The sequence below is a fragment of the Nonomuraea antimicrobica genome, assembly GCF_039536965.1.
Classification (GTDB): Bacteria; Actinomycetota; Actinomycetes; order Streptosporangiales; family Streptosporangiaceae; genus Nonomuraea; species Nonomuraea antimicrobica.
Genome location: NZ_BAAAZP010000291.1, coordinates 1 through 746, shown reverse-complemented (window position 1 = coordinate 746; position 746 = coordinate 1). Strand labels below are relative to the sequence as shown.

At 69.4% G+C, this 746-nt stretch carries 1 protein-coding gene; it reads left to right on the top strand.

The annotated features are described in order from the left end of the window. Nucleotides 1-44: 44 nt before the first annotated feature. The coding region (locus ABD844_RS52735; protein ID WP_344897849.1) for a DUF3560 domain-containing protein at nucleotides 45-746 on the top strand (702 nt) is incomplete at its 3' end.

Below are 746 nucleotides of genomic sequence, written 5' to 3'. Positions count from 1 at the left end.
GGCCCGGGCGACCTCGACGAGGACGAAGACGAGGGCACCGAGCAGTGATCACGATCAAGCACACCCACGAAGACGGCACGCTCATCTACGGCACTCGCAAGGGCGACGGCGTGTTCGAGATCGTGAAGAAGTGGGAGGGCGGCGGCTTCCGCTACTTCCCCTCGCTTCGGATGCTCGGGCTGCGCAACTCCCGCGACCGGGTGGCCGATCGGTGGGCGATCAACGCGGCGGCCGAGGCCCTGCGCAAGGCAGGGTTCGAGGTTGTCGTCGAGATCGACGATGAGCACCGCGACCGGGCGGAGGTCCTCGCTGACAAGGCCGACCGGCTCGAAGACCGCCGCGACGCTCTGGAGGCCAAGGCCGACCGGCACGCTGGCGCGGCATCGGCCGCGCACAACCGTGCCCACCAAATCAGCGAGCGGTTCGCGGCTGGCCAGCCCATTCTGGTCGGGCACCACTCTGAGCGGGGCGCCCGCGCCGACCGGAAGCGGATGGACCAGGCGATGCGCAAGAGCATCGACGAGAACGACCAGGCGCAGGAAGTGGCCCGCCGGGCGAACGCGGTCGGCAACCAACTGCGTCGCTCCGCGACCCCGGCCGTGATCGCACGCCGGATCAAGACGGCCGAGGCGGAGCTGCGCAAGATCCCAAAGTCGCTCGACGGCTACGAGCGCAGACACCTCGACCACGCGGGCGACCCGTACTACATCGAGAACCACGAGCCCGCCCAAGGCGACTACCGGGAG